Annotated in this window: 18 protein-coding genes; 7 read left to right on the plus strand and 11 right to left on the minus strand. The window is 68.5% G+C overall.

Going from position 1 to position 21,312, the window contains the following annotated elements; all coding sequences use genetic code 11:
• Window positions 1-84 precede the first annotated feature (84 nt).
• From IFT51_RS04480 to xseA, 5 genes are all read right to left on the minus strand, one after another.
• Window positions 85-1,479, minus strand: a complete 1,395-nt coding sequence (locus tag IFT51_RS04480; RefSeq protein ID WP_192059627.1) for a class II fumarate hydratase — start codon at window positions 1,477-1,479, stop codon at window positions 85-87.
• Between the two features lie 69 nt (window positions 1,480-1,548).
• The gene (locus IFT51_RS04485) at window positions 1,549-2,199 is read right to left on the minus strand and encodes a carbonic anhydrase (RefSeq protein ID WP_197981787.1); all 651 of its coding nucleotides are present in this window, start codon (window positions 2,197-2,199) and stop codon (window positions 1,549-1,551) included.
• Window positions 2,200-2,201: 2 nt separating this feature from the next.
• Complete coding sequence (locus tag IFT51_RS04490; protein ID WP_371740679.1) at window positions 2,202-2,885, minus strand: DUF4245 domain-containing protein; 684 nt, start codon at window positions 2,883-2,885, stop codon at window positions 2,202-2,204.
• Entirely contained in the window at window positions 2,882-3,079 is a 198-nt protein-coding gene (locus IFT51_RS14825) for an exodeoxyribonuclease VII small subunit (protein WP_243213879.1), read from the minus strand. Before IFT51_RS14825 ends, IFT51_RS04490 begins: the two co-directional genes overlap by 4 nt.
• Window positions 3,080-3,182: 103 nt before the next feature.
• Window positions 3,183-4,496, minus strand: coding sequence for an exodeoxyribonuclease VII large subunit (gene xseA / locus IFT51_RS04500; RefSeq protein WP_192059632.1), 1,314 nt, complete (start codon window positions 4,494-4,496; stop codon window positions 3,183-3,185).
• Window positions 4,497-4,684: 188 nt separating this feature from the next.
• Here xseA and IFT51_RS04505 point away from each other — a divergent pair, with 188 nt between their 5' ends.
• Together IFT51_RS04505 and IFT51_RS04510 are read left to right on the plus strand one after the other, a co-directional pair.
• Window positions 4,685-5,698: a 4-hydroxy-3-methylbut-2-enyl diphosphate reductase gene (locus IFT51_RS04505; protein WP_243213878.1), complete on the plus strand. Its 1,014-nt coding sequence runs from the start codon at window positions 4,685-4,687 to the stop codon at window positions 5,696-5,698.
• Window positions 5,695-6,315, plus strand: coding sequence for a DUF6264 family protein (locus tag IFT51_RS04510; RefSeq protein WP_192059634.1), 621 nt, complete (start codon window positions 5,695-5,697; stop codon window positions 6,313-6,315). Before IFT51_RS04505 ends, IFT51_RS04510 begins: the two co-directional genes overlap by 4 nt.
• Before the next feature lie 85 nt (window positions 6,316-6,400).
• Here the strand turns inward: IFT51_RS04510 and fbaA are convergent, their stop codons facing one another.
• Window positions 6,401-7,429, minus strand: coding sequence for a class II fructose-bisphosphate aldolase (gene fbaA, locus IFT51_RS04515; RefSeq protein ID WP_192059636.1), 1,029 nt, complete (start codon window positions 7,427-7,429; stop codon window positions 6,401-6,403).
• Between the two features lie 75 nt (window positions 7,430-7,504).
• Window positions 7,505-10,849, minus strand: coding sequence for an SdrD B-like domain-containing protein (locus IFT51_RS04520; RefSeq protein WP_192059639.1), 3,345 nt, complete (start codon window positions 10,847-10,849; stop codon window positions 7,505-7,507).
• Window positions 10,850-10,941: 92 nt separating this feature from the next.
• Here IFT51_RS04520 and glpX point away from each other — a divergent pair, with 92 nt between their 5' ends.
• A complete protein-coding gene (glpX, locus tag IFT51_RS04525; RefSeq protein WP_192059641.1) occupies window positions 10,942-11,940 on the plus strand; it encodes a class II fructose-bisphosphatase in 999 nt (332 codons plus the stop codon).
• Window positions 11,941-11,949: 9 nt separating this feature from the next.
• On the opposite strand, the gene IFT51_RS04530 is transcribed toward glpX, so the two are convergent.
• Together IFT51_RS04530 and IFT51_RS04535 are read right to left on the minus strand one after the other, a co-directional pair.
• A complete protein-coding gene (locus tag IFT51_RS04530) occupies window positions 11,950-13,236 on the minus strand; it encodes a DNA recombination protein RmuC (RefSeq protein ID WP_244636923.1) in 1,287 nt (428 codons plus the stop codon).
• A 73-nt stretch (window positions 13,237-13,309) separates the two neighbouring features.
• Window positions 13,310-13,942, minus strand: coding sequence for an exonuclease domain-containing protein (locus IFT51_RS04535; protein WP_192059647.1), 633 nt, complete (start codon window positions 13,940-13,942; stop codon window positions 13,310-13,312).
• A 119-nt stretch (window positions 13,943-14,061) separates the two neighbouring features.
• On the opposite strand from IFT51_RS04535, the gene ychF reads away from it, so the two are divergent.
• Together ychF and IFT51_RS04545 are read left to right on the plus strand one after the other, a co-directional pair.
• Entirely contained in the window at window positions 14,062-15,135 is a 1,074-nt protein-coding gene (gene ychF, locus IFT51_RS04540) for a redox-regulated ATPase YchF (protein WP_192059649.1), read from the plus strand.
• Window positions 15,136-16,226: 1,091 nt separating this feature from the next.
• The gene (locus tag IFT51_RS04545; RefSeq protein ID WP_192059651.1) at window positions 16,227-16,589 is read left to right on the plus strand and encodes a hypothetical protein; all 363 of its coding nucleotides are present in this window, start codon (window positions 16,227-16,229) and stop codon (window positions 16,587-16,589) included.
• 1,054 nt (window positions 16,590-17,643) lie between these two features.
• Here the strand turns inward: IFT51_RS04545 and IFT51_RS04550 are convergent.
• Window positions 17,644-18,648 carry an AraC family transcriptional regulator gene (locus IFT51_RS04550; RefSeq protein WP_192059653.1) on the minus strand — a complete coding sequence of 335 codons (1,005 nt, stop codon included), beginning with the start codon at window positions 18,646-18,648 and terminating at the stop codon, window positions 17,644-17,646.
• A gap of 222 nt (window positions 18,649-18,870) precedes the next feature.
• On the opposite strand from IFT51_RS04550, the gene IFT51_RS04555 reads away from it, so the two are divergent.
• Together IFT51_RS04555 and IFT51_RS04560 are read left to right on the plus strand one after the other, a co-directional pair.
• Entirely contained in the window at window positions 18,871-19,155 is a 285-nt protein-coding gene (locus IFT51_RS04555; protein ID WP_192059654.1) for a hypothetical protein, read from the plus strand.
• A 366-nt stretch (window positions 19,156-19,521) separates the two neighbouring features.
• Complete coding sequence (locus IFT51_RS04560; RefSeq protein ID WP_192059656.1) at window positions 19,522-20,688, plus strand: N(5)-(carboxyethyl)ornithine synthase; 1,167 nt, start codon at window positions 19,522-19,524, stop codon at window positions 20,686-20,688.
• A gap of 54 nt (window positions 20,689-20,742) precedes the next feature.
• Here the strand turns inward: IFT51_RS04560 and IFT51_RS04565 are convergent, their stop codons facing one another.
• On the minus strand, window positions 20,743-21,291 hold the full coding sequence (locus tag IFT51_RS04565; RefSeq protein WP_192059658.1) for a TetR/AcrR family transcriptional regulator: 549 nt from the start codon (window positions 21,289-21,291) through the stop codon (window positions 20,743-20,745).
• Window positions 21,292-21,312: the final 21 nt, after the last annotated feature.

Raw genomic sequence — 21,312 nt, forward strand, 5'->3', positions numbered from 1 at the left:
GCGGGGCCAGGCCCGTGGCCGGACCAGCCGGGGAGGCGCGGCGCCGGTCAGACCGGCACCGCGCCTCCTGCAGGGGCGATCGGATCAGCCCGGGTGGGTCATGCTCAAGACGTCGAGAGCCTTGTCGAGCTGGTCTTCGGTGACCTCGCCGCGCTCGACGAAACCGAGGTCGACGACGGCCTCGCGCACCGTCATCTTCTGGGCGACGGCGTGCTTGGCGACCTTGGCCGCAGCCTCGTAGCCGATGACGCGGTTGAGCGGCGTGACGATCGAGGGCGACGATTCGGCGAGGGCCCGCGCGTGCTCGACGTTGGCCTCGAGCCCGTCGATCGTCTTGTCGGCGAGAGCTCGACCGGCGTTCGAGAGCAGACGGATGGACTCGAGCAGCGCTGTACCCATGACCGGGATGGCGACGTTGAGTTCGAACGCACCCGACGCACCCGCCCAGGCGATGGTGGCGTCGTTGCCGATCACTCGGGCGGAGACCATGAGCACGGCCTCGGGGATGACGGGGTTCACCTTGCCCGGCATGATCGACGACCCGGGCTGCAGGTCGGGGATGTGCAGCTCGCCCAGCCCGGCGTTGGGGCCGGAGCCCATCCAGCGGATGTCGTTGTTGATCTTCGTCAGGCTGACGGCGAGCACCCGCAGGGCTCCCGAGGCCTCGACGAGGGCGTCGCGCGCACCCTGGGCCTCGAAGTGGTCGAGCGCCTCGGTGACGGGGAGCCCGCTGTCTGCCGCGAGGGCCGCGATCACGCGCTGGGGGAACCCGATCGGCGTGTTGATGCCCGTGCCCGTGGCGGTGCCGCCGAGGGGGACCTCCGCCACGCGGGGCAGCGTGGCCTCGACCCGCTCGATCGCGAGGCGGATCTGTCGTGCGTACCCGCCGAACTCCTGCCCGAGGGTGACGGGCGTGGCGTCCATCAGGTGGGTGCGCCCCGCCTTGACCACGTCGGACCAGGCGGAGGCCTTGCGCTCGAGCGCCTCGGCGAGGTGGGTCAGCGCCGGGACGAGGTCGTGCAGCAGCGCACCGGTGACGGCCACGTGCACAGAAGTCGGGAACACGTCGTTCGACGACTGCGATGCGTTCACGTGGTCGTTGGGGTGGACCGCGGTGCCGTCGACCGTGCCGGCGAGCGTCGCGAGCACCTCGTTCATGTTCATGTTCGACGATGTCCCGCTGCCGGTCTGGTAGACGTCGACGGGGAACTGGTCGTGGTGCCGACCGCCGATGACCTCGTCGGCGGCGGAGACGATCGCCGCGGAGACGGCGGGGGCGACGATGCCCATCTCGCCGTTGACCAGCGCGGCGGCCCTCTTGATGCGGGCGAGAGCGACGATCTGCGCCGGCTCGAGACCGGTGCCCGAGATCGGGAAGTTCTCGACCGCACGCTGGGTCTGAGCCCGGTAGAGGGCCGATGCGGGCACCCGCACCTCGCCCATCGTGTCGTGCTCGATGCGGTACTCGGATGTGGTCACGTCGTCGTGGTCCCTTCTTCGGCCCTCAGGGGGCGCTGGCGACCCGGGGCGGCCGCCCCGGGATGGTTCTCAGAGACGGCCCACGACGACCGACGGGTCGACGCGGCCGTTGGCGAGTGCGTAGTTGGCCCCGACGACGGCGAGTCGGCCCTCGGCGATGGCGGTGGCGATGAGGGCGGACGAGCCGACGAGCGACTGGACGGACGCCTCGATGTGCAGCTTGCCCACGCTGCGGGGATCGAGGGCGGCCCCGGGTTCGAGATCGATCGTGGCCCGCCGGACGGAGGGGACGATCATGTCGATGAGCCCGCCGAGGAACCTCGACCCGGGAGGCGCCTCCGACGTCAGCGAGTCGATGGCAGTGGCCACGGCGCCGCAGCTGTCGTGCCCGAGGACGACGATCAGGGGGACGTTCAGCACGGAGACGGCGTACTCGAGCGACGCGATGACGGTGTCGCCGACGACCTGACCCGCGTTGCGGACGACGAACAGGTCGCCGAGACCGACGTCGAAGATGATCTCGGCGGCCAGTCGCGAGTCGGCGCAGCCGAAGAGGGCGGCGACGGGCTTCTGGCCACCGGCCAGGCTCGACCTGTGGTCGCTGTCCTGGTGCGGGTGGTCGGGGGTCCCGGCCACGAAGCGCTCGTTGCCGTCGGTCATGCGACGCCACGAGTCGCCGGGGGTCTGCGGGGGAGTCTGGGTGATGGGCTGCGATGTCATGTTCAGTCGTCCGTCTCGTCGGCGGTGTCGGCGATGTCGGCGGCCAGCGCCGTCGCCAGGGCCTCGAAGTCGGCGTCGTCGGCCGTTCCGTGCAGCACGTACGAGCTGCGGCCGACGGTCGTCGTCAACGAATAAGCGTAGTTGCCGGCGTCGTCGTCGTCGCGTCGGTCGTAGACCGTCCAGTCGACCCCGTCGATCTCGCGGGCGGAGGTCGCGGCGCGATTGTCGACGGCTGCTGCGAGCCAGGTGTCGTTGGCGTCGATGCCCTGCTCGAGAGCGATGAACTGCTCGCCCGGGGTGATGAAGCCGATGTACCAGACATCGACGTCGTCGGGTGTGGAGGTGTCGATGTCGGCGCGGTTCGAACTCCAGGAGTCGGGCAGGACGGGGGCGGCGAGCGGCACGTCGACACTGGCCTGAGCCTGGGAGGCCACGGTGGCGTAGTCGATGTCCTGTCGGTTGACGGTCCCGTCGGGGCGCACGACGACCAGGATGAGGAACAGGACGATGCCGAGCGACGCGACGATCGACAGCGTCAGATTGATCGCCGTCTGGTTCGCGTAGTGCTTGCGGGTGTTCTCGGCCTTGCGCGCGGCCGTCTCGGCCGGTGTCTCGGGTCGGCCCAGCTCGGCGACGATCCGCGGGCCCTGATCGCGTCGACCGCGGCCACGTCTCGGGGTGCTCACGACGCGGGTGCCTGTCGTCTGGCGGCCTCGAGGCGCTCGCGAGCACCCATCAGCCATTCTTCGCAGCGGCGGGCCAGCGCCTCGCCGCGCTCCCAGAGGGCGAGGGAGCGCTCGAGCGTGGACGCACCCTGCTCGAGCTCGGACACGACCGAGACGAGCTCGTCGCGCGCCTGCTCGTAGCTCAGGGAGGCGATGTCGGCCGGGAGAGCGACCGCGGTGCCGTCGGCCGACGAGACGTCGGGCGACGAGCTGTTCGCGTTCGAGGCGTCGGAGGGGGCGTTGTCCACGATGTCGATCCTAACGAGGGGTTTGCGAGGCGGGGTGAGAGCGACCGGCGCCCGATGCGCGTGACTGCTCCGTGCCTCCTGGGGAGGGATGATCGTCGATCGGTCCGCTCGACTCGCCGGTCGAGACCGCCGTCAGACCGCCGCCGGAGAGCGTGAGCAGCAGCTCGGTGTCGCGAGGCGCATCGGAGGGGTCGTGCAGGACGGCCCCGCCCGGCACCTGCACGATCGCGTACCCGCGGCGGAGCGTGCCCTGCGGGGACAGCGCCCGGAGACCCGCGGTCAGCTCGGCGACCCGGGTCTCGCCCCGCTCGACGCCCCGGACGACGAGCTCCCGGCCCCGAGCGACGGCCCGGACGATCTCGTCGGCTCGGACGTCGACGAGGGTCTGCGGCGACGCGAGCACCGGACGGCTGCGGATCTGCTCGAGCCGGTCGACCTCGGTGGCGACGAGCGCCGTCAGCCGCTGCCCGATGCGAGCGCGGGCCTGCTGCACCCGAGAGAGCTCTTCGGTGACGTCGGGCACGACCCGTTTGGCGGCGTCGGTGGGCGTCGAGGCGCGCAGATCGGCCACCTCGTCGAGCAGCGGACGGTCGGCCTCGTGACCGATGGCGCTGACGACGGGGGTCGTGCAGCCGGCGACCGCCCTGATGAGCGTCTCGTCGCTGAAGCCCAGGAGGTTCTGGAAGTCGCCCCCGCCTCGGGCCACGATGATGACGTCGACCTCGGGATCGGCGTCGAGCCGCTGCACGGCCGCGGTCACCTCGGAGACCATCCGGTCGCCCTGCACCGCGGCATGCACCACCCGGAACTCGACGGACGGCCACCGCAGCTGCGCGTTGCGGAGCACGTCCTTCTCGGCGTCGCTGTCTCTGCCGGTGACGAGCCCGATGCACTGGGGCAGGAACGGCAGACGTCTCTTGCGCTCGGGCGCGAACAGCCCTTCGCCCGTGAGCTTGACCCGGAGTCGCTCGAGTCGCTCGAGGAGGTCGCCGAGCCCGACGTGCCGCATGTCGAACACCTGCATGGTCAGCGAGCCGCCCTTGACCCAGTAGTTGGGCTTGACGGCGGCGACGACCCGGTCGCCCTGCTTGAGATCGGCGGGCACCCGCGACTTGACGCTCGACCAGATCGAGAACGACACCGTGGCGTCTTGTTCGAGGTCTCGGAGCTTGCCGTAGACGTTGCCCCCCGACACGTTCCACTGCGTGATCTCGCCCTCGACCCAGGCCGTGCCCAGTCGTTCGATCCAGTCGCGCAGCTTGGTCGCGAGCAGGCCGACTGGCCAGGGGGCGTCCGCCGTGGGCGGCGGGGGCACGATCGTCATTCGTCTCCTGTCGTCGACCGATGTCGAGGATGCTCGGTGAGGGTGGGCAGGGTCGGCATCGGCCGCATCAACACGACTCGACCCGCCGCTCTCAGTACGCGACCAGTCGTCGCACCTACAATCGACTGGTGAGCCATATCACCAACGGCGCCCTTGCCATCGACCTGCCGACACCGCGTGTTCCTGCGGTGCGTAACAGGCTAAGGGATACCCCTGTCACTGGACACAAGCGTGTGCTGCTCGCGGCCCCACGCGGCTACTGCGCGGGCGTGGACCGAGCGGTGATCGCCGTCGAGAAGGCGCTGGAGCACTACGGTTCGCCCGTCTACGTGCGCAAGCAGATCGTGCACAACGTCCACGTCGTGTCGACGCTCGAGAGCCAGGGCGCGATCTTCGTCGACGAGGTCGACGAGGTCCCCGAGGGGTCGCACATCGTCTTCAGCGCGCACGGGGTCTCGCCGGCCGTCGTGCAGGGCGCGGCCGATCGCCAGCTGCAGGCCATCGACGCCACCTGCCCGCTCGTCACGAAGGTGCACCGCGAGGCCGTGCGCTTCGGCAGCCAGGGTCGGCACATCATCCTCATCGGTCACGCCGGACACGAAGAGGTCGAGGGCACGATGGGTCATGCGCTCGATCGCACCACCCTCGTGCAGAACCCGGAGGAGGTCGACGACCTCGTCATCGACGACCCCGAGAACCTCGTGTGGCTCTCGCAGACCACGCTGAGCGTCGACGAGACCATGGAGACCGTGCGCCGCCTGCGCGAGCGGTTCCCGACCATCCAGAACCCTCCGAGCGATGACATCTGCTACGCCACGCAGAACCGCCAGGTCGCGATCAAGAAGGTCGCGCCCGAGGCCGATCTCGTGATCGTGGTCGGGTCGGCCAACAGCTCGAACAGCGTCCGTCTGGTCGAGGTCGCCCTCGAGCACGGGGCCAAGGCCGCCTACCGCGTCGACTTCTCGTCCGAGATCCGCCAGGAGTGGCTCGACGGCGTCGAGACCGTCGGCGTCACCTCGGGCGCCTCGGTTCCCGAGATCCTCGTCAAGGAGGTGCTCGACGATCTCGCCGACGCCGGCTACCTCGACGTCGCGGAGGTCGTCACGGCCGAGGAGGACCTCATGTTCTCGCTGCCGAAGGAGCTCCGTAAGGACGCGAGCGGTCAGGTCGACGCGCGCGGCCTCGGCGGTCGGACCCGATGACCGACGATCGTCAGCAGCAGCCCGTGGCGCAGCGCGACGAGCGTCCCCGCCCGCGGTACGGCGAGTACGCACCGGAGGGGTGGGTCAACCCAGTCGCCCCGGTCGAGACGCAGACCCCGCCCCCGGGCCAGGGCGGCGGCCCCGCGCCCACTCCGCAGGCGGGACCTCGAGACGCGACGACCCCCGGTGCGTGGGGCGCGCCTCCTCGTCCCGGTGCCGGTGATCTCTCGGGAGCCCGCCGCTTCGACCGGGTCGCCACGTTAGTCCTGCTGGGCATCGGTCTGTACAGCGTCATCTCGAACGTGGTGATGGCCTCGACGTTCTCGTCGACGCTGCTCTCCGCCCTCAGCGGCGCGGGCTACTCGACCGACGCCTTCACCGGCCAGGAGGCCCTGCAGCGCTCCGGCGTGATCATCGCCGTGCTGACCGTGGCGGTCTTCGCGATCACCCTCATGTGGAGCATCCGTCGACTCGCCGCCCGCAAGGTGACCTTTTGGGTGCCGTTGTCGGCCGGCGTGCTGATGTCGATCGTGCAGATGGTCCTCGTGCTCGGCGTCCTGTTCGGCGACGCGGCCTTCGTCCAGTCGATCCTCGACGGTTCGGGCCCCTCGCTCTAACGCTCTGACACGACGAGAACGGGCCCGCAGCGCATGCTGCGGGCCCGTTCGTCGTCTACGGCGAGGAGCGCCGAGGAGGCGCGGGTCAGCTCCCCGACTGACCGAACGAGCCGAGCTGCCTGGTCGCCTCGACGACTCGGGCCGCCATGGCGGACTCGGCGACCTTGCCCCAGGCGCGGGGGTCGTACTGCTTCTTGTTGCCGACCTCGCCGTCGGCCTTGATGAAGCCGTCGTAGTTCTTCAGCACCGTGTCGGCGATCGAGCGGCTGAAGGCGTACTGCGTGTCGGTGTCGAGGTTCATCTTGACGACGCCGTTCGAGACGGCCTCGCGGATCTCGGCGTCGGACGAGCCGGATCCGCCGTGGAACACGAGCTCGAGGGGCTTCTCGGCCGTGTCGAAGCGCTCGCGGATGCCCTGCTGGATCTCGCCGAGCAGCTCGGGACGCAGCTTCACGTTGCCCGGCTTGTAGACCCCGTGCACGTTGCCGAAGGTCAGGGCGGCGATGTACCGGCCGTTCTCGCCGAGGCCCAGGGCCTCGACGACCCGGGTGACGTCGCCGACCGTCGTGTAGAGGGCGTCGTTCGTGCCCTCGTGCTCGACGCCGTCCTCTTCGCCGCCGACGACGCCGATCTCGACCTCGAGGATTGCGTTGATCGCCCGGGTGCGCTTCAGCATGTCTTCGGCGATGGAGATGTTCTCGTCGAGGGGCACCGCGGAGCCGTCCCACATGTGCGACTGGAAGAGCGGGTTGCGACCCGCTCGCACCTCCTCCTCGCTGGCTGCGATGAGCGGCAGCACGAAGCCGTCGAGGGCGTCCTTCGGGCAGTGGTCGGTGTGGAGGGCCACGGTGATCGGGTAGTTCTTCGCGACCTCGGTCGCGAACTTCGCGAAGGCGATCGCCCCGGCCGCGCGGTTCTTGACGGTGTGCCCGGCGAAGTAGTCGGCACCGCCGGTCGTGACCTGGATGATGCCGTCGCTGCCCGCCTCGGTGAGACCCTGCAGAACGGAGTTGATCGTCTGCGACGACGAGACGTTCACGGCCGGGTAGGCGAAGCCCTTGGTCTTGGCCTTGTCGAGCATCTCGGCGTACTGCTCAGGGGTTGCGACGGGCATTGCATCTCCTTCGATTGCGGGTGGTGGCTGCAGCCACCACCCTAGTCAGCGACGATCGGGTGACGCCCGGAGGCCTCACCGGGGGTCGTGCCTCGACGGGCGTCGGCGACGAAGGGCGAGCAGAACGAGCCCCGCGAGGGCCAGAGCCGCGCCGACGAGGGCCGGGCCCGCGGCGTCCGCACCCGTGAAGGCCAGCCTCGGGGCGTCCGTGTCGCCGGGCGTCCGTGACGCCGTGTAGTCACCGGGGCCGGGGCCGGGACCGGTGCCGGAAGCGGAACCCCGGTCGGGCGGCAGGGGAGTCCCGTCGCCGCCGTTCACCGGCGCCGGGAGCATCCCCGCATCGACCCGATCGTGTCGGGTCACTCCGGTCAGACTGCCGTCGACGACGATCTCGTCGAGTCGGGTCTCGGCCGCTCCCCGCTCGTCGACGTCCGAGTCGAACTCGTCGTCGCCCACGTGCTGGAGTGTCCAGCCATGGGGCGCAGCCCCGAAGTCGACGACGTAGTCGCCCGGGCGCAGAGCGGTGAACTCGTAGCGGCCCTCGGCGTCGGTCTCGGTCTCGGCCGTCACGTCGTCGCCCCGGTCGTCCGTCCCGCGCAGGGACACAGCGTGCCCGGCGACCGCGGGTTCGTCATCGGCGCGGACCCCGTCGGCATCCGAGTCGATCCAGACCCTGCTGCCGATCGATCCGGCCACGGCGCGTGTCGAGGCCACCGTCGACGTCGAGGTCCAGTCGATGCCGCCGACCCTGAGGCCGAAGGTCGAGGCCCAGGTCTCGAGACCGGCGGATGCGCCGTCGACGACCAGGTCGTGATGCACCTCCGCGCCGGCGGCGATGGGCTCGCTCCTCTCTACCCGGACGCCCGTGACCGCCGCGAACGAGGCCGGGCAGTCGTCGATCCCGAAGTCATCCGCCAGGCACCAGGTCGTCTCACCGCCGTCCAGGTTGGACGGGTGGACGGGGTCGTGCGAGAGCTCGTCGGAGGGGGTCGTCGTGTACCGGATCACATCCGTCGGAGCGGCGGAGGAGAGCGGCCCGCCCAGCTCGGCCCGCTCGCCGGTGGTGCCTCGCCCGTCGGCGTCGTGGGGGAGGATCGTGATCAACGAGCTGTTCGGCAGGATGGTCGTGCCCGTGTTGACATACGACAGGGTGAAGGTCGCATCGTCGCCGACCACGCGGACGGGCCGGTCGACGGTCTCCTCCGCGTCGAAGCCGCCGCCCTCGAGGACGGTCACCGTGCGGTGGGCGACTCGGGCCCAGAGCGCCGAGACGTCACGGGTCGACGCCACCACCGCCTCCAGCCGGGCCTCGCCGCCCACGGGGACGCTGTCGAAGCGGACGTCGAAGGTCAGCGGGTCGATCGTGTCGTTGACCGTGACCGGGGCGATCGACCAGGTGAGGCGCTGGCGGACTACCCCGTCGATCTCGATGCGATCGACCTCGGGGGTCGGGGAGGCGCTCCCCGGCACGAACGACGTGCCGGCCGGCAGATGGGCCCTGACCGTGACGGCCTCGTCGACCCGGTCGCGGGAGGCGTTCGTCAGGCTCGGGTACAGGGCGTAGGTCGTCGTCCCGCCGGCGGTGACGTAGGTCGTCTCGTCAGGTGTGCTGTCGGCGTCGTGACCGGGGTCGACGACGGCGCTCCGGATGCGGGCCATGTTGCTCGTCACCGTGAGGAAGTCGGCCCACCCTCCGTTGGCGGCCTCGGCGTCGCTCCGGTCGTTCGTCCACCCGGCGGTCGGGGATGTGCGGATGGCGGCGAAGGTGCGCGGGCGCGTCTCGTCGTCGAGGCGCGGCTCGATGCGGAGATGAGCGCCGAAGCTGATGGAGGCGGTGCCCGGGTGGTCGTACGTCCAGCGCACCGCACCGACGGACTCGGCGCCGCCCGGCACGGATCGCGGATCGGCGTGCCACTCCAGATCGTCGTCGCCGCAGGTCGCGTCGCGAGCCGTGGTGGGGTCCGAGCCGTCGAAGGCCGCGAACTCGGGTCGGCCCGTCACCGCGGGGAGCGTCGACGTCGCCCAGACGCCGGCGCGCTGCTCGCGCAGCGTCTGCACCGAGTTGTCGAAGACGATGCACGAGACGGCCTCCTGCCACGGAGCCGTGCCGGAGTTGCGGACTCCGAGCATGCTCATGACCGGCTGTGCCGGCGTGACGTAGGGGAGGTTGTTCTTGCCGGAGAGGTTGAACGAGGCACCCGTCTCGACGTCGATGCCGAGATAGCGCAGCGAGCCGCCGGCACCTGAGCCCTTGCTGACGTCGCGGGCCACGGAGTTGTTCGCGACGGGCTCGCCCTCCCCGTCGTAGTTGGCTCGACCGCTCACGGAGTCGGCGACGAAGTCCCGGTAGGTGTTCGTCGCCCGGAACGTCCCCTGCTCGGTGAGCTCGGGGACCCACAGGGAGACGTAGGCCGACACGACGTACGGCAGCGCGCCTCCGAGGATGTCGCTGCCGAGCACGTTCTTGGTAGGGAGCGACGATATCGAGGTGTCGGCCCCGGTGATCGAGATCGACACCGGTTCGCCCGGTGCCGCCTGGCTGCAGACGATCGTGCCCGAGTCGACGACGTTGGTCGACCCGCCGCCGACGCCGCCCGGCATCGACTCGACCTGGCCCGTGTTCGGGCCGCAGGCCGGAGCGCCGTCGAGGGGGGAGAGCACCGCCGGGCTGGCGTCGCCGCCGTACATGCGCGAGACGTCGTCGACGAGGGTCATGCGCTCGCCGAGGGGCTCGACCCCGAGGAGCCCGCCGCCCTCGACGAGACCGTTCCAGTGGACGAGGAGCGGGTAGACGAGGCGGAAGCCGGGAGTGACGCCGTCGGGACCCACGGCCTCGGCGAGCGTGGGCAGGGCGCGGTTCATGGATACGTCGTAGCGGGGCGCCGCCGATACGACGAGCGAGGGGGCGACGGCGCGGACGGGATCGTTGGCATCGGCGCGGGCCTCTGCGGTGACCGTCAGAGACGTCGCGTGAGGGAGGGCGACGGCGACCGAGGCGGCCACGCTCACCGTGCGGGCGCCGCTCGTCAGCGTGCCCAGTCGGCAGCGGAGGACGTCGCCCTCGATGGCGGACCCCTCGCGGGCGCAGTCGTCGGGCAGCCGCGACCAGCCGAGCCCGGGAGGCGCGGTGAGGGAGAACTCGCCACCCGACGCCGTGCCCTCGGTCGTGCCCACGGTCACGCCGTAGACCACCGCGTCACCCGTGCGCACGATGCCGTTCGCGGGGCCGCTGTCGCCCCCGGGGCGGTCGTCCGCCGTGAATCGGCCGAGACCGTCGCTCGTCACGCGGACGGCGATCTCGACGTCGTTGGAGTTCGGCGTGGACGCGGCGGTGGCGATGGACGGGTCGCCGAGGACGACGACGATCGCGGCTACGGCGGCGGTCAGCACCCTCGCGGATCGACGGGAGGTGAGCTTCATGGGCGCCTTTCGGTGGAACACGAGTTCTGGATGCGATCTGCAAACATATCGCACGTTGTCGAACGTCGACGACGCCGGACTATGCTTCAGGAATGGCTGACTCACCCTCCGGAACCCTGTACTCGCACCCCGATCGAAACCTCGGAATGGAGCTGGTCCGGGCGACCGAAGCGGCCGCGATCCGTTCCGCCCCCTTCATCGGCAAGGGCGACAAGAACGCCGCCGACAAGGCCGCCGTCGACGCGATGCGGAAGTTCCTCGGCACCGTCGCCTTCGACGGCGTCGTCGTCATCGGCGAGGGCGAGAAGGACGAAGCCCCGATGCTCTTCAACGGCGAGCACGTCGGTAACGGCTTCGGCCCCGCCTGCGACATCGCCGTCGACCCCATCGACGGCACGAGCCTCACCGCCGCCGGTCGCATGAACGCCCTGTCGGTCATCGCGGTCAGCGACCGCGGCAGCATGTTCGACCCCAGCGCCGTCTTCTACATGGACAAGATCGTCACCGGACCCGAGGGCGTAGGCATCATCGATCTCGATCGTCCGATCGGCGAGAACATCGTGGCGCTCGCCTCGGCCAAGGGCATCGCCGTCGAGGACATGCAGATCGCGGTGCTCGACCGCCCCCGTCACGCCGACCTGATCGCCCAGATCCGCGCCGTCGGCGCGTCGACCCGTCTGCTGCTCGACGGCGACGTCGCCGGCGGCATCAACGCCGCCCGCCCCGACTCGCGCATCGACATGTGCGTCGGCGTCGGCGGCACCCCCGAGGGCATCATCACGGCCTGCGCCGTGAAGGCCCTCGGCGGTCTCATCCTCACGCGTCTCGCCCCGAAGGACGACGCCGAGCGCCAGAAGGCCATCGACGCCGGTCACGACCTCGACCGCGTGCTCGACCAGGACGACCTCGTGACCGGCGACAACGCCTACTTCGTCGCCACCGGTGTCACCGACGGCGCGCTGGTCGCCGGTGTCACGCGCAAGCAGGGCATGATCCGCACCTCGAGCATCGTGCTGCGCTCGCACTCGGGCACGATCCGCCGCGTCGAGGCCGACCACCTCGTCTCGAAGTGGTACGGAGAGACCGCCTAGCCCCTGAGGCTATTCGTCGTCCGCCCTCGCGCCGTGTCGTTCTCGATCGGCGTCGAGGGCGGACGTCAGTTCGGCGGCCGTCAGGTCGCGCGGGGTCTCTTCGATGGGCGTCGGTGCGGCGAGCACCTTCGTCTCGTCGAGCATGCTGAGGCGACGGGCTGACGGCAGGACGGTGCGTTCGAGGGAGCCGACGAAGCGGTTGTAGTCGGACACCGACCCGCGGAGCGATCTGCCGAGCTTGTCGACGTGACCGGCCATCGTCGAGAGTCGGCCGTACAGCTCTCTGCTGAGGTCGAAGAGCGTCTTGGCCTCGGCGGTGACGACGTCCTGCTGCCAGCTGAAGGCGATGGTCTTCAGCACCGACCAGAGGGTGACGGGGGACGCCAGTGCGACCCGCTTCTGGAACGCGTAGTCCATGATCGAGGGGTCGGCTTCGAGCGCTGAGGCGACGAGGGACTCGCTCGGGATGAATGCGATGACCAGCTCGGGTGACGACTCGAGCCCCGACCAGTAGCTCTTCGAGGCGAGGGCGTCGACGTGGGCGCGCAGCGCCTTGACGTGCTGGTTGAGCAGGGCCTCGCGTCGGGCCCCTTCTTCGCCGCCGGCCGTCGCGGGGATGGCACTGGCCTCGAGGTACGAGGTGAATGGCACCTTGGCGTCGACGGCGATGTTCTTGCCCCCCGGCAGGTGCACCACCATGTCGGGGCGTCCCGTGCCCGCGTCGGAGTGGATGCTCGTCTGGACGTCGAAGTCGACGCGCTCGACCAGGCCGGCGGCCTGCACCACGTTGCGCAGCTGGGTCTCGCCCCAGACCCCTCGGGTGCTGTTCGACTTGAGCGCCGACGCGAGACTCTCGGCGGTGCTCCGCAGGCGCTCTTCCGACTCCGCCGCGCTGCGCAGCTGCTCGCTGAGCGCACCGTACTGATGGGTGCGCTGCTCTTCGAGCTCGGCGACCTTCTGCTGCACGGCGGCGAGACTCTGCGCGACCGGGCTGAGGGCGGTCAGAACGTGCCCCTCGGAGCGGGTGCGCTCGGCCTCGGTGATGCGGATGTCTCGGAGACGGTCTTGGAATTCGGCGAGCCGTGCCTCCTGCCCCGCGATCTGCCGACGGTACTGCTGGTCTTGCTCGTGGAGCCGCTCTTGGTACGACTCGGCGGTCGCCCGCGCCGCTGCGGCGTCGGCGGCCAGCTGCGCGGCGGTCGCGGTGCTGCGGGAGCGGCCGGCCAGAGCGCCGACGAGGGCCCCGACGACGAGGGCGACGAGAGCGAGGAGGAAGGCGACGAGCGAGGAGACCATGTCGAGCAGTGTGGCAGCGGCCACCGACATCGCTCGCTGGCGAGCCTGACTCGGTGGGTAGTGGCTCAGAGGGTCAGCTGAAGAAGACCTTGAGTCGCCGTCTGGTCGGCTCGGCGCCCTCGGGCTCGGGCAGTGGGGTCGGCTTCAAGACCTTCATCTTGACGGTGGCGAGCGACGCGAGCTCGACGAGATCGTCGGCGCCGTGGAACGCCGATGCGTGCGTGACGATCGCCGCGCAGGCCTCGGCGTCGGCCAGGGCGTCGTGGTGCGAGAAGCCGGTGAACCCGGCGGCCGCGGCCGCGAGGGGGAGGCGGTACGAGTCGAGCGTGTACGTCTTGCGCGCGACCTGGAGGCTGCAGAGATAGGACCACGCCGGGGGAGTGAGCCCGGTCGCGGCGCAGGCGGCCTTGATGACGCCCATGTCGAAGCCGGCGTTGTGAGCGACGAAGACGTCGTCGCCGGCGAAGTCGGCGATCAGGTCGAACTGCTCGGCCCAGCCGAACGCGCCGACGACGTCGGAGGCGACGATCCCGTGGATGCGCGTGTTCCACTCGGAGAACTCGTCGTGCCCCGCGGGCGGCTGGATCAACCAGCCCGCCTTGTCGACGACGACGCCGTCGCGGACCTTGACGAGGCCGACGGAGCAGGCGCTGGCGCTGCTCGAGTTCGCGGTCTCGAAGTCGATCGCGGTGAAGTCGATGGGCATTGGGTCATGGTCTCACGCGCCTCCGACAGTCCCTCCACAGGACCGGTGGGAAGGCGACCCGCGCCTCCTCGGGTCCGCTCCGCCCCGGTGGCACGGCATGCCCGGTACGCTTGACCCTCGTGGCTCTCACTATCGCGATCGTCGGACTGCCCAATGTCGGCAAGTCCACCCTGTTCAACGCCCTGACCAAGAACCAGGTGCTGGCGGCGAACTACCCGTTCGCGACCATCGAGCCGAACGTCGGCATCGTCAACCTGCCCGACCCGCGCCTCCAGGTGCTCGCCGGCGTCTTCGGCAGCGAGAAGATCCTGCCCGCGCCGGTGTCGTTCGTCGACATCGCCGGCATCGTCAAGGGCGCGAGCGAGGGCGAGGGGCTCGGCAACAAGTTCCTGGCGAACATCCGCGAGGCCGACGCCATCGCCGAGGTCGTGCGCGGCTTCGACGACCCCGACGTCGTGCACGTCGACGGCAAGGTCGACCCCGAGAGCGACATGGGCACGATCAACACCGAGCTGATCCTGGCCGACCTCGAGACCGTCGAGAAGGCGCTCGTGCGCTACGAGAAGGAGCTCCGCCTCAAGCGCGTCGAGCCGATCGTGCACGAGACCGCCGTGGCCGCCCGCGACGCCCTGCAGCGAGGCGAGGCCCTGTCGTCGACGAGCATCGATCTCGAGCCGATCCGCGAGTTGGGGCTGCTCACCGCCAAGCCCTTCATCTACGTCTTCAACGTCGACGAGGCCGTGCTGACCGACGACGCCCGCAAGGCCGAGCTGCAGGCGCTCGTGTCGCCGGCCGAGGCGATCTTCCTCGACGCGCAGGTCGAGTCCGAGCTGATCGGCCTGGACGACGACGACGCGGCCGAGCTGCTCGCGTCGCTCGGACAAGACGAATCGGGTCTCGACCAGCTCGCCCGCATCGGGTTCGAGACGCTGGGGCTGCAGACCTACCTGACGGCCGGCCCGAAGGAGACCCGCGCCTGGACGATCGGCAAGGGCTGGAAGGCCCCGCAGGCCGCCGGTGTCATCCACACCGACTTCGAGAAGGGCTTCATTAAGGCCGAGGTCATCTCGTACGACGACCTCGTCGAGACCGGCTCCATCGCGGAGGCGCGCTCGGCCGGCAAGGCCCGCATCGAGGGCAAGGAGTACGTCATGCAGGACGGCGACGTGGTGGAGTTCCGCTTCAACAACTGACACCCCCAGCCGGTGCGGTTTAAGCCCCTCTGGCCTGCAGGGAGTCCGCAAGAGTAGGAATCGTGGCCCGCATCAGGGCACCAGCTGCGTTCCTCGTGTGATCCTCCGCCCTCAGCCAGAGGTGGGTGTACGTGTTCAGCGTGATTGACGGGGACGAGTGCCCAAGGCTCGCTGCACCGTTGCGACAGAGCAGCCTGATGCGATCAGCCCAGACGCGAACTAGTGGCGCAGATCGCAGAGCGTGATTCCCTCGATGCCCGCTTTAGTCGTGGTTTTCTTCCATCAGTAGGCGATCAAGTCGTCTGGGTGGCATTGATCCGTCTTCGACGGACAACCACTGTTCCTCTTCACGCACATCGATCCGCTCAACTTCTCCCGACGTCATAACGCCCGCTACCCGGAGGACCTCACGGCCGCGGACTTCGACAGGCTCAGCTTCGCGGCGGCACTTGAAGCAGTTGCGAACGACGTAAAGCAGACACGCCATGTCGACGCTGGCTAGGCGCAGGCCATTAGCCTCCCCCTCTCCCCACCCCAGGGGTGAACAGCGGGACGGCGCTGCCCATTTTGTTGTCTACGGTTCCAGCAGCCTCAGGGCGGGGCGGGGCGGGCGCGGGGGTGGCGGGCGCGCGCGAAACGGCTTGTTCGAAGGCTCCGGAGCCGGGTGCGATCCTCGATCGGGCACAAGGCCCCGGGGTGGTCGAAGCCGTTAGAGCGGAAGCTGAGTGTCGGTACGCGCTTCTGGTGGACATGGTCAAGTGGGTCCCCGGAGCATGATTGGTAGATGACACCAGACTTGCGTCGTTGAGTTTGCGATAGGCACGAACGCGAGACAGCGTGCACGTGAGGTTTACCCGTAGATTCTACTTATGCTCGTGTTTTCTACCTCAAGTCCAGCTCTCGACGTGCTCGGTTATGTGTTTGCGTTCGTCGGCGGCCTCTTGGTCGCTTGCCTCACAGTGTGGGGATCGTTCGCTTTGGCCAATATGGAATGGAGGCGATCCGAGACGCGACGCCTTCTCGACGCACGCAGATCCACGTATGTGGCCTACGCTCGCGAAGTCAAAAAGGAAGTTAGAGTTTGTCGGCAGATGGGCGCCGAGCTTGGAGTCGCGAAGAGCAGGGCTCCGCTGACCCGTGACCAAGGGCGAGTAGCCCTCGCCGAAATCAGCCCGCTTCGGTCTGCTGAACTCGAGGATATATTGCTAATCGGAAGCAAGTCGGTCGCCGAGAGCGCGCGACTGTGGAAGTATGCACAGCAACAAATCGAGGATTATCTACTCGCGCAGACGATGCCGGTTGCAAATGAATATGAGCGCCGTTACATTAAGGCTAGTCATGCCCGAGATCTCTTCTACATTGCAGCTCGCGACGACCTGGCGGTAAAAGGAGACACAACGATGAAATCACGTTCTGACCGTGCGGCGGACTACGCAGCCCTTCATGAACATTAATCATTGCTGACTTTTATCTAGCGTCTGACACGGTCACAGCTATAACTTAGATTGATGTTACTCCAGGACTCCAGGGTGCCGATGGCGGGCGTACATAAGACGCGCGGATTGCGAGGCCCGGCTTGCCGAGCTGTGTTTAACCAGCGAGCGCGATCTTTATCAACGCCTGATCGAAAACGGCACACGTAATCGGTTTCATGCTGTCATAATTGCGGTGTGGACATCTTGCCTGCTCTTCCGGTCCTTCTTGCAAGTACGGTTCTATCGGCTGCGGTCGCCGGGGTTATTTCGCTTCTCAGTCAAAGGATGAATCTTCGTCACCTAGATCGTGAAACTGCCAGTCGAAGTAAGGACTTGGTGCGTCAGAGGGTCCGTGAGAATTCGGAGTTCATGATGACTCTCGTCGCGATTGCGCACGGTACGCCGGCGGATGGACGGCGTCATCTGGCGGTCGCTGAACAAAGGACTGCCGTTGAGATAATTGTTTCGAATGCTAATGAGTACCCGGAACTCCGTAAGCCAACTGAAGTTTTCCTGCTTAGCGGTATGGATTATGCGCGAGAAAGACTAGAGTCACCCTCGGCTGGTCTTGGATGGAAAGATATGCTAGCTTATTACGAGGCTGCCTATAGTAGATTGAACTAATCAACACGCGGGCACGACTCGGAAATTTAGCCCAAGAATGCGGGATTGGCTGATCGCCAGGGCGCCAACCAGCTTTAATGCGTGCACTCTTATGGCCATGGTGAAATGTTTCTCATAAGTTAATTAATTCAAATACTGGCACTTAGTTCGCGCTCAGCACTTGGCGTGCAAGCAAAAAACATATCTGTCGGAATGCATTGTCATAAACCAACAGCCAGGGTTTCGTAGAGCAGATCTAGATACGAGATCGAGCCATCCTTCACTAGAATCGCCTTCCTCTCGGCTCATTTGTAGCCATAGCGGTTTGCTCATTGACTACTTAGGCCATATTCTCGAAATTAGATGCCTTCTTTGCATGAGGAACGTGAATGTCTATTCCAAAGTATTGTTAGGTCTATCGTTATGAGCATCAGCGCAGCAGGGTGTCGCGGGGGTACTCGCCGAAGCGCTTGACGTACGCGGCGGAGAAGCGGCCGAGGTTGCCGAAGCCCCAGCGGCGGGCGATCTCCGAGACGAGGGCCTCGTCGCGCGACGAGGCGACCAGCTCGTCGTGCGCCTTGTCGAGACGCACCTGCCGCAGGTAGTTCATCGGGCTCGCACCCAGGTGGTCGTTCATCGCCTGCTGCAGCGTGCGCGTGTGCATGCCGGCGGCCCGCGCGATGTCAGCCGGCGTGATGGGCTGATCGGCGGACGCGTGCACGTACTCGACCGCGACGCGGAGGCGCGCCGTCCGCTCGGTCCGCAGGCTGCTCGGCACGTCGACCGCCTGCCAGGGGAAGAGGTCGAGCATCGCGCGCACCAACGTGACCTGCGCCTCGTGGCGGAGCAACGGCGACGCCTTCTCGGTGACGATGGCGGGCGTGGTGGCGCTGATGGCGGCTCGCCAGGCGACCAGCGCCTCCGGCGTGGGGGCCGCGGTGTGGTCGAAGACGATGCGCTGCGAGGGGCCGCCGTGACGCTCGGTCGCCAGGTCTTCGAGGAACGTCGCGTCGGCGTGCACCATGTTGTTTCGGTGCGGCGTCATCATGAACGAGAACGACGTCTCGGACGGGATCAGGAACGGCTGCCCGCCGAGACTCGTCAACTGCCCGCCGTGGTGCTCGATCGTGGCCGTGCCCGAGCGCAGCCACGACACGACGTAGTCCTTCGAGTAGGGGACGTCGCCTTGCAGATGCCCGGTGAAGGTGGCGGTGCGGAGGCTCATGCGCTCGTCGCCGGCGCTGGCGTAACGGAACACGAACGGCTCGTCGGAGCGGCGGGCGCGGAAGTGACGACCGCGGTACAGATCCTGGAGGCGCGCGCAGGCGTCGAGGAGATCGTCGGTTCCCTCTTCGGAGCGGCGGAAGGCCGGGTCGACCTGCACGGCGATCGGGCGGGTGTCGCCCTCCTGCGGGGGTGCGTAGGCGCTCGTCATTAATCCTCCTGGTCCGATGCGGTCCGGTGCCGAGGCGCGTGGTGGACGCCCGGGTACGTCATTGAGACGTTCCGCGAGACGGAAACGTCACGAATCCGTCGGACCTGAGGGTTGTTCGGAGATCACGGGGCGCTCGATGGGGGCTCGGCGCGCCCCAGAATGGGGGAGTGCCGTCTCAGGCGTCGACCGGACAGCGGTGCAGGAGATCGATGGAATGGAGCCATGGTGATCGATCGACGTCCGTACTTCCGCCAGGTGGCCTCGCCGGCCCGACGGCTGGTCTTCACGCGCGGGGAGTCGGAGTACGAGGTCATGTCGTCGCCGGGTGTCATCCGACGCGTGCCGTTGTCGCAGGTGAGGGAGGCGCTGGGCGCGTCGCCCACCTCGCGTCGCGACTTCCAGGAGTGCGACATGACGGCCGCGCAGCTGTTCCGCGAGGGTAGCGACCTGTGGGTCGAGTACCCGACGGGCATCACCGTCAGCACCGGCGAACTGTTCACACCGTGACCGACTCCAGTGACTACAACTACCTCCGGTTCTTCAGGATGACGGCCAGGCCTAGCGGGTGGTCCGTCTTCCGGTGGGGTCACCGCGAGTTCGATGTACTGCCGGTGGGTGGTGCTCCTGAGCACGTCGTGGGACTCCGAGCCTTGCGAGAGCGCCTGGGCGTGACGCGAGACGGTCGGCGCGATTTCCAGGAGTGCATGACCACCTGTCACCGACTCTTCCGGACCCACGAGACCGACTCGTGGGTCAATTGGCCGTACGGCAGTGTCTCGTCGAGCGGAGACGTCCTACGAGGCTGATTGCCCTGACCCGCGTCAGCCGGCACCACCGGTCCCGGGCGTGAGCCTGCCTCGTCTAAGGTCAGGCATGAGCCGAATCACGCCCGCCCCCGCACTGCTGCGCCTCGGCGTCCTCGCGACCTCCCGCAAACCCGACGAGCGGCGCCTCCCGATCCACCCCGCGCACCTCGAGCGGATCGACGCCGATCTGCGCGCCAGCATGACCCTCGAGCGTGGCTACGGCCTGCGCTTCGGCATCCCCGACTCCGACCTCGAGCCGCTCGTGGCCCTCGCCGACCGCGAGCGGATCATCGCCGAGAGCGACGTCGTCCTGCTGCCGAAGCCCCAGGCCGACGACCTCGCCGAGCTGCGTGACGGGCAGACGCTCTGGGGCTGGCCGCACTGCGTGCAGGACCGCGAGATCACCCAGCTCGCCATCGACAAGCGCCTCACCCTCATCGCGTGGGAGGCCATGAACCACTGGCAGCCCGACGGCGGCTACGCCCTGCACGTCTTCCACAAGAACAACGAGCTCGCCGGCTACTGCTCGGTGCTGCACGGGCTCCAGCTCTGCGGCTCGACCGGCGACTACGGCCGCCGCCTGACCGCCGTCGTGATCGGCTTCGGCGCCACCGCCCGCGGGGCCGTCACCGCTCTGAACGCCCACGGCATCCACGACGTGCGCGTGCTGACCAACCGCAACATCGCGGCCGTCGGCTCGCCCATCCCCTCGGTCGACATCCACCAGTTCGAGCACGACCCCGAGACCCCCGGCGCCAGCACGGTCAACACGCCCGACGGCCCGGTCGCCCTCGCCCCGTTCCTGGCCGCGAACGACATCGTCGTGAACTGCACCCTTCAAGACCCCAACTCGCCCCTGACCTACCTGCGGACGAGCGACCTCGCGACGTTCCGCCCCGGCAGTCTCATCGTCGACGTCTCGGTCGACGAGGGCATGGGCTTCGAGTGGGCCCGCGCGACGACCTTCGCCGAGCCGATGATCACCGTCGGCGAGACGACGAACTACTACGCCGTCGACCACAGCCCGTCACTGCTGTGGAACTCGACCACATGGGAGATCAGCGAGGCGCTCATGCCGTTCCTCCGCACCGTGATGGAGGGCCCCGCCTCGTGGCGCGAGTCCGACACGATCCGCCGTGCCATCGAGATCGAGGAGGGGCGGGTCGAGAACGATGCGATCCTCACCTTCCAGGGCCGGTCGCCCGAGTACCCGCACCTGCCCGTCGACGCCTGACTCGGGCGGCGCGCTTGCGGCCGGCGGCAAGCGGCGGCGGCGGGCAGTATGAGATCAGGACCGAGGAGGCGCGGCGAGGGCCGCGACGACCCGTTCCGTCCCGAACTCCCACGCGTCGTCGACGTCGCCACCGAGCTGGAACCCGCCGTTCAGCTCCATCACGACGAAGCCGGCCACCCAGGCCGTGAGCGTGCGGGCCGCTGCGAGAGCGTTCTCGGCGCCGGCGAGCTCCGCGCCGACCCGGAGGGTCGCCCGGCTGGCCTCGGCCCCGAACTCCGCTCGCGCTCGCGGCATGCCGGGGCCCGGGGTCATGACGAGCTGGAACGCGGCCGGTCGCTCGTGCGCGAACGAGCGGAAGCCGTCGAGCACCTGTCGGGCGCTCGCAGCCTCGTCGAGGTGGACGGCCAGATCGGAGAGGGTGGCCTCCGCGACCAGCTGGACCAGCGCCTCCCTGCTGTCCACGCGCTTGTAGAGCGAGGGGGCGCGCACGCCGACGCGTGCCGCGACGGCGGCCATCGTGAGACCGGCGGGGCCGTCGGTCTCGAGCAGCTCGCGGGCGGCGGCGACGATGGCTTCGAGGGAGGTGCGCTCAGGAGACGGCATCCGTCGAGTATAGCTATTGAC

This window comes from Frigoribacterium sp. CFBP 13712 (assembly GCF_014842255.1).
Lineage (GTDB): Bacteria > Actinomycetota > Actinomycetes > Actinomycetales > Microbacteriaceae > Frigoribacterium.

What these genes read in the sequence shown, in the direction of transcription:
- IFT51_RS04485 (WP_197981787.1), bottom strand. Translation starts at nt 2,199, where the DNA reads ATGACATCGCAGCCCATCACCCAGACTCCCCCGCAGACCCCCGGCGAC.
- xseA (WP_192059632.1), bottom strand. Translation starts at nt 4,496, where the DNA reads ATGACGATCGTGCCCCCGCCGCCCACGGCGGACGCCCCCTGGCCAGTC.
- IFT51_RS04510 (WP_192059634.1), top strand. Translation starts at nt 5,695, where the DNA reads ATGACCGACGATCGTCAGCAGCAGCCCGTGGCGCAGCGCGACGAGCGT.
- fbaA (WP_192059636.1), bottom strand. Translation starts at nt 7,429, where the DNA reads ATGCCCGTCGCAACCCCTGAGCAGTACGCCGAGATGCTCGACAAGGCC.
- IFT51_RS04520 (WP_192059639.1), bottom strand. Translation starts at nt 10,849, where the DNA reads ATGAAGCTCACCTCCCGTCGATCCGCGAGGGTGCTGACCGCCGCCGTA.
- glpX (WP_192059641.1), top strand. Translation starts at nt 10,942, where the DNA reads ATGGCTGACTCACCCTCCGGAACCCTGTACTCGCACCCCGATCGAAAC.
- IFT51_RS04530 (WP_244636923.1), bottom strand. Translation starts at nt 13,236, where the DNA reads ATGGTCTCCTCGCTCGTCGCCTTCCTCCTCGCTCTCGTCGCCCTCGTC.
- IFT51_RS04535 (WP_192059647.1), bottom strand. Translation starts at nt 13,942, where the DNA reads ATGCCCATCGACTTCACCGCGATCGACTTCGAGACCGCGAACTCGAGC.
- IFT51_RS04545 (WP_192059651.1), top strand. Translation starts at nt 16,227, where the DNA reads ATGGGCGCCGAGCTTGGAGTCGCGAAGAGCAGGGCTCCGCTGACCCGT.
- IFT51_RS04550 (WP_192059653.1), bottom strand. Translation starts at nt 18,648, where the DNA reads ATGACGAGCGCCTACGCACCCCCGCAGGAGGGCGACACCCGCCCGATC.
- IFT51_RS04555 (WP_192059654.1), top strand. Translation starts at nt 18,871, where the DNA reads ATGGTGATCGATCGACGTCCGTACTTCCGCCAGGTGGCCTCGCCGGCC.
- IFT51_RS04560 (WP_192059656.1), top strand. Translation starts at nt 19,522, where the DNA reads ATGAGCCGAATCACGCCCGCCCCCGCACTGCTGCGCCTCGGCGTCCTC.
- IFT51_RS04565 (WP_192059658.1), bottom strand. Translation starts at nt 21,291, where the DNA reads ATGCCGTCTCCTGAGCGCACCTCCCTCGAAGCCATCGTCGCCGCCGCC.